General features: G+C 64.1%; 7 protein-coding genes. 4 read left to right on the forward strand and 3 right to left on the reverse strand.

Features of this window, described 5'->3' with window-relative positions; all coding sequences use genetic code 11:
• Positions 1-256: 256 nt before the first annotated feature.
• A complete protein-coding gene (hemE, locus tag ACZIRK_RS44435) occupies positions 257-1,300 on the reverse strand; it encodes a uroporphyrinogen decarboxylase (RefSeq protein WP_130224973.1) in 1,044 nt (347 codons plus the stop codon).
• A 127-nt stretch (positions 1,301-1,427) separates the two neighbouring features.
• Between hemE and ACZIRK_RS44440 the strand changes: the two genes are divergently transcribed.
• A complete protein-coding gene (locus ACZIRK_RS44440) occupies positions 1,428-1,649 on the forward strand; it encodes a hypothetical protein (protein ID WP_130224972.1) in 222 nt (73 codons plus the stop codon).
• Positions 1,650-1,678: 29 nt separating this feature from the next.
• Here the strand turns inward: ACZIRK_RS44440 and ACZIRK_RS44445 are convergent, their stop codons facing one another.
• Positions 1,679-1,909, reverse strand: a complete 231-nt coding sequence (locus ACZIRK_RS44445; RefSeq protein ID WP_130224971.1) for a SlyX family protein — start codon at positions 1,907-1,909, stop codon at positions 1,679-1,681.
• On the reverse strand, positions 1,902-2,651 hold the full coding sequence (gene trhO, locus ACZIRK_RS44450) for an oxygen-dependent tRNA uridine(34) hydroxylase TrhO (RefSeq protein ID WP_130224970.1): 750 nt from the start codon (positions 2,649-2,651) through the stop codon (positions 1,902-1,904). Before trhO ends, ACZIRK_RS44445 begins: the two co-directional genes overlap by 8 nt.
• Positions 2,652-2,816: 165 nt before the next feature.
• Between trhO and ggt the strand changes: the two genes are divergently transcribed.
• From ggt to ACZIRK_RS44465, 3 genes are all read left to right on the forward strand, one after another.
• Positions 2,817-4,403, forward strand: a complete 1,587-nt coding sequence (gene ggt / locus ACZIRK_RS44455; RefSeq protein ID WP_130224969.1) for a gamma-glutamyltransferase — start codon at positions 2,817-2,819, stop codon at positions 4,401-4,403.
• A gap of 243 nt (positions 4,404-4,646) precedes the next feature.
• Positions 4,647-5,267 (forward strand): (2Fe-2S)-binding protein, encoded by a 621-nt coding sequence (locus ACZIRK_RS44460; protein WP_130224968.1) that lies wholly within the window; start codon positions 4,647-4,649, stop codon positions 5,265-5,267.
• 13 nt (positions 5,268-5,280) lie between these two features.
• The gene (locus ACZIRK_RS44465; RefSeq protein ID WP_474419754.1) at positions 5,281-5,877 is read left to right on the forward strand and encodes an FAD binding domain-containing protein; all 597 of its coding nucleotides are present in this window, start codon (positions 5,281-5,283) and stop codon (positions 5,875-5,877) included.
• Positions 5,878-5,925: the final 48 nt, after the last annotated feature.

Consider the following 5,925-nt stretch of genomic DNA (forward strand, 5'->3'; position numbering starts at 1 on the left):
AACATCCTTCGGTCTTGTCCTGGTCCCACCTCCATACGTCGAAAAATCAAGCGCGCCGGCTGGGACGACAGCTTCCTCCTCACCTTGCTCGGCCATATGCGATAGCCCTGCCGCCTGCGGGGAGAGGCCGGATCGCATCGCAACATGCGATCCGGGTGAGGGGAGCCTCCGCGAATCCGTCTGCCACCATATACGCGGCGAGAGCCCCTCACCCCAACCCTCTCCCCGTAAGAACGGGGAGAGGGAGAAGAAATAGCTAACCTCGATACGCCCGCACCCGCTGCACCATCTGCTCGACATGGGCGATCGGCGTCTCCGGCTGGATGCCGTGGCCGAGATTGAAGATCAGCCGGCCCTTGCCGTAATTCTCCAGCACATCGTCGATTGCGCGATCGAGCGCGTCGCCGCCGGCGATCAGCGCGAGCGGATCGAGATTGCCCTGCACCGCGGTGCGGCTCTGCACGCGTTCGCGGATCATCGCCGGCTCCGCAGTCCAGTCGATGCTGACGGCGTTGACGCCGGTTGCTTCCACATAGGCGGGAAGCATGCCGGCCGCGCCACGGGGAAAGCCGATGATCTTGGCGTCCGGCACCTGCCTGCGCACACCCTCGACGATGCGCCGCGCCGGCTCGATCGACCAGCGTTCGAATTCGCGCGGCGGCAGCACGCCCGCCCAGGTGTCGAATAGCTGCAGGCAGTCGGCACCGGCTTTCAACTGACCGACGAGATAGTGGATCGAATTCTCCACCAGTACGTCGATGATCTTTTCGAATGCCGCGGGCTGTCGATAGGCCATCATCCGCGCCGGCGCCTGATCGGGCGTGCCCTGGCCCGCGACCATATAGGTCGCGACCGTCCACGGCGCGCCGCAGAAGCCGATCAGCGCGATCCTGTCGTCAAGCTCGCGTCGCACGCGACGCAGCGCTTCAAAGACCGGCTCGAGCTTTGTGAAGTCCGCATGCGCGGCAAGCGACTTCACTTTCTCCGGCGTATCGAGGGGATCAAGCCGCGGGCCTTCGCCGGCCTCGAACCGCACCGAGCGTCCCAGCGCATAGGGAATCACGAGGATGTCGGAGAAGATGATCGCCGCATCGAAGTTGAAGCGGCGGATCGGCTGCAGCGTGACTTCGGCGGCATAGTCCGGTGTGAAGCAGAGGTCGAGGAAGCTGCCGGCCTTGGCCCGCAATTCGCGATATTCGGGCAGATAGCGGCCGGCCTGCCGCATCATCCAGATCGGCGGGATCGGCTGGCGCTTGCCGGCAAGCACATCAAGGAGCGGCTTGGGAGAATCTTGGGACAAGAAAGGTTCCTGCTGAAACGGCTGACATTTTGACGCTTCTGATACACGGCGCGCCGCGTCCGGCCAAGGCGGATCTGGAACCGCCGGCGAGCACGGTGCGTTGATCCCGCGCAAATGGAGGGAGCATATGGCTGAGAAATTCAATCCGGCGCCGCATGACAAGCATGCCGATGACCCGCGCGAGGCGCTCGCCGCCGATCGCGAGACGCACGAGAAACTTGAGGCTGGCCTGGAGCACACCTTTCCGGCCTCCGACCCCGTGAGCGCGGCCCAACCTTCGCCGACCAAGGACAATGGCGAGCGCGAAGGCCCATCGCTCTGGGAAAAGGCGAAGGCATTGTTCCGCTAACCGTCGTCGTCCTCGGACGACGGTCACACTTAATAATGCGGCGGCCGCTCGTTGATCGGAGCGGCCGTGTTGCTTTCGGCTTCCTGCAACCGCTCGCGCAATTCCCCCATTTGTCGCGTCAGCGCATCGATCTGCTTCCATTGCGCGGTGATGGTCTCGTTCAGCGTCTCGATCGTGTCGTCCTGATAGGCGATCCGCGTTTCCAGCGCATCGATGCGCTCGGCGAGTGTCTTCGCATCAGGCGTCTTGGCGTCAATCATGGGCGGTCTCTTTTCCGCGCTCGCGCAAGCCGTGGCCGAGCGCGACCCGTTCGTCGAATACGAAACATTCGCCGCGCCAGCGGCTCTCCTGCTTCGGCATCTCTTCCAGATATTTCAGAATGCCGCCCTTGAGGTGGTACACTTCACCGAAGCCGCGCGCGAGCAAAAAGCTGCTCGCCTTCTCGCAGCGGATGCCGCCGGTGCAGAACATCGCGATCTTCCGGTGCCTGGCCGGATCGAGCTCGCGCGCGGCAAAGTCCTTGAACTGTCCGAAACTCTTGATGCCGGGATCGACCGCGCCCTCGAACGTGCCCAGCGCGACCTCGAAGGCGTTGCGGGTGTCGATCACAAGCGTGTCAGGATCGGCGATCAGCGCATTCCACTCGGCGGGATCGACATAGATCCCGACCTGCCGCGTCGGGTCGACGGAGGTATCGCCGAGCGTGACGATCTCCTTCTTCAGCCGCACCTTCATTCGCCGGAACGGCATTGCGGAGGCTTCCGAGAATTTCAGCTCCAATCTGTCGAGCCGGCCGCCGAACAGCGCGCCGTGCCGCAGTTCCCCGACAAAGGCGTCGATCGCCTCGGCGCGTCCCGCGATCGTGCCATTGACGCCCTCGCTCGCCAGCAGGATGCTGCCCCTCAACCCGAGACCCGCAGAGATTGCGTGTAGGGGGTCGCGCAGCTCCCGGTAATCGGGCAGGCTGGCGAATTGGTAGAAGGCGGCGACTTTCAGCGGCATGGCGCGGATTTATCAGGCAGTTGGGCCAGCGAAAACCCTTAGTCGGATTTCCCGGCGCAACGCAGCTCTGGCATGCCAGCCATTGCAGAGAACGGCACGAATATGTCATGTAGCTCCCGCCCCGCCGGGAACTCCAATGCAGAACAACCAAGTGAGCTACCTTTAATGAGAAACTTCCATTTCGCCGGCCGCTCCACCGTCCACTCGCTCAACGGCATGGTGGCGACGTCGCACCCGGAGGCCGCGCTGGCGGCGATCGACGTGATGCGCGAGGGCGGCACGGCAGTGGATGCGGCGATCGCTGCGTCCGCGCTGCTGGCGGTGATCGAGCCGCAATCGACCGGCATCGGCGGGGACTGCTTTGCGCTGGTGCAACCGAGAGGCGAGGGCAAGATCACGGCCTATAACGGCTCGGGCCGCGCGCCGATGGCGGCGACCGCGGAATGGTATCTCGAGCGCAAGATCCATTCGGTGCCGCTGACCTCGGCGCATGCGGTGAGCATCCCCGGCGCCATCGATGCCTGGCAGACGATCCTGAACGATCACGGCAAGTTCGGCCTCGACAGGCTGCTGCAACCGGCGATCAAGGCCGCGGAAGAGGGCTATGTCGTCGCGCCCCGCATCGCCTTCGACTGGAAGAACCAGTTCGAGAAACTGAAGAACGGCACCAACACCGCGCGCTATCTGTTGCCGCACGGCAAGCCCGCGGTCGCGGGCGACGTGATCCGCCAGCCCGAGCTCGGCAAGACGCTGCGTGCGATCGCAAAGGACGGCCCGAAGGCCTTCTACACCGGTGAGATCGCCGAGGACATGGTCGCGACGCTGCGCAGCATCGGCGGCCTGCACACGCTGGACGATTTCGCTGATCATTCGACCGAGGTCACCGCGCCGATCGGCACCATCTACAAGGGCTATGACGTCTGGCAGTGCCCACCGAACGGCCCGGGCATCACGATGCTGGTGATGCTCAACATCCTCTCGCGTTTCGATCTGACCAAGTTCCCCGCGCTCAGCGTCGAACGTTTCCATCTCGAGGCGGAGGCCGCGCGCATCGCCTACATGATGCGCGAGCAGCACATCGGCGATCCGCGGCACGTGCATGTGGATGTCGCCGGCATCCTGGCCAAGGAATTCGCCGACGAATACATCAAGAACATCCGCATGGACCGGCTGCTGGAACTGCCGAATGTCGCGCCGCCGATGAATCCGTCGACGGTCTACATCACCGTGGTCGACAAGGACCGCAACGTCTGCTCCTTCATCAACTCGATCGCGCACTCCTTCGGCTCGGCGATCGTCTCCAACAAGACCGGCATCCTCTTGCAGAACCGCGCCGGCGGCTTCCGCATCCAGCCCGGCCATCCCAACTGCATCGCGCCGGGCAAGCGTCCCCTGCATACGATCATCCCAAGCCTTGCGACCAAGAACGGCCGCGCAATCATGCCGTTCGGCGTGATGGGCGGGCAGTACCAGCCGGTCGGCCAGACCCGTGTGCTGACCAACATCCTCGACTATGGCTGCGACGTGCAGGAAGCAATCGATATGCCGCGCGGCCTGCATTACGAGGGCGTCTATCAGCTCGAGGACAGCGTGCCGGCCGCGATCGTCGAAGGCTTGAAGAAGATAGGGCACAAGACCACCAGCGTGGTTGCTCCGCTCGGTGGCGGGCAGGCGATCTGGATCGACTGGGACAAGGGCACGCTGACCGGCGGTTCCGATCCGCGCAAGGACGGCTGCGCGCTCGGTTACTAGAGCATTTTCTCGGTTCTGATTGAATCAGAACCGAGGCTCTGGATTCTCCTCTCGACGCGTTTTCTTCACGCGAACCGGTATCCGCTTCGCTCGAAAACGCTCCAAGCGCGTCTTCAGCATCCTGGAACTGGCGCTGCTTCACAGCGCTGTGCTTCGTCATCTCCGGAACAACGCTTCACTGCCTTTGTTAGGGCGGTGAGGCGCAGGCGTGCGCCGCAATTCCTTTCGCAAGCGGAGCCCGTCATGGATGACAAGACAAATCCGCAATCTCGTTCCAGCTTCAATCGGCGTTCGTTCCTTGCGGGAGCTGCCGGCGGCGCGATGTTCCCGCTGACGGCACGCGCGGCCGGACCGGCGACGACCACGATCCCCTCGACACAGGATCCCACGCTTCCCGTTCCCGTGACGCTGCGCGTCAACGGCCAGGACAATGCCCTCAACATCGATGCGCGCACCACGGTGCTCGACGCGCTGCGCGAGCATATAGGGCTCACCGGCAGCAAGAAGGGCTGCGACCACGGCCAGTGCGGCGCCTGCACCGTGCTGATCGAGGGGCGTCGCGTGCTGTCCTGCCTGACGCTCGCGCTGTCGGCGCAGGATCACGAGATCACCACGATCGAAGGTCTCTCCAACGGCGCGCGGCTGCATCCGATGCAGCAGGCCTTCATCGACCAGGATGCCTTCCAGTGCGGTTATTGCACGCCAGGCCAGATCATGTCGGCGATCGCCTGCGTGAAGGAAGGCCACGCCGGCAGCGACGAGGACATCCGCGAATATATGAGCGGCAACATCTGCCGCTGCGCCGCCTATCCGAACATCGTGGCCGCCGTGAAGCAGGCGGCGCCCGAAATCCTCTCTGGCTAGCAAGGGCATACCCATGCGATCCTTTGCCTATCAAAGAGCCGCCGATCCCTCTGCGGCCATCCAGGCGCTGGCGGCGGCAAGCGCCAGCAATAATCCCCTGACCGAAGCCGAAATCCAGCCGCTTGCCGGCGGCACTACGCTGCTCGACCTGATGAAGCTCGACGTGATGCGCCCGCGCGCAATCGTCGACATCAATCCGCTGTCGCCGACGTGGGCTACGGTCAGCCTGGAGAACGGCAATCTGCGCCTCGGCGCGATGGCGCGGATGGCCGACGTCGCCGCCAATCCGGAGATCCAGCAGAACTATCCCGTCGTCGCCGACTCGCTGAAGCTCGCCGCGAGCGCGCAGCTTCGCAATATGGCCACCCTCGGCGGCAACGTGCTGCAGCGGACCCGCTGCACCTATTTCCGCGACGTCAGCTATGAGGCCTGCAACAAGCGCAATCCGGGCTCGGGCTGCGCCGCGATGGACGGCTTCAACCGCACCCACGCGGTGCTCGGCACCTCGGACAAATGCATCGCAACCTATCCCGTGAGCGTCACGAGAGGATCGCCGTGCCCGGCCTTGACTTGCGCGGAATGCTTTGGATTGCCCGATCGGGGTGATTGACGCTGCCGCTGGGCGATGATTGGGTGCTCCCCTCTGAAGGGGGCGACG

Source organism: Bradyrhizobium sp. Leo114, from assembly GCF_055229415.2.